The 456-nt window shown below is 42.8% G+C and carries 1 protein-coding gene; it reads left to right on the top strand.

What is annotated here, in order from left to right:
• Positions 1-456, top strand: a 456-nt coding sequence (locus AC1DWA_RS33375) for an ABC transporter permease (protein ID WP_477917768.1), incomplete at both ends; no start/stop codon positions are given.

A 456-nucleotide genomic window follows, 5' to 3' on the forward strand; every position in this document is an offset into this window, starting at 1 on the left:
GTCACTGCCTATTGCACGTATAGCTCCTTTGGCGGGAGCTTTGCTAGCTGACACAATACGGTATACGATTGCTACGATACTTACATTTACCATGGGATATATCATGGGATATCGTCCTGAAGGTGGCTTAGGCTTTGTAATCCTTGCTGGTCTTCTTGTGATTGTCTGTTCTTGGGCTATGAGCTGGATTTTTGCTTTCTTCGGTGTCATTTCGAGAACTGCTTCAAGTGTACAAGGGATCTCAATGATTATCCTATTTCCACTTACGTTTCTCTCTAATGCGTTTGTACCAGCCAATACGATGCCTGAGTTGCTTCAATGGTTTGTAAAAATTAATCCAATTTCTCACCTTGTTACAGCCGTAAGGGATCTAACCAATTCTGGTACAATGGGCTGGGACCTTACAATCTCCCTCCTTGGAGCAACAGTAATCGTAGTTTTCTTTGCACCAATTAC

The sequence above is a fragment of the Rhodococcus sp. P4_F3_2 genome (assembly GCF_056401335.1).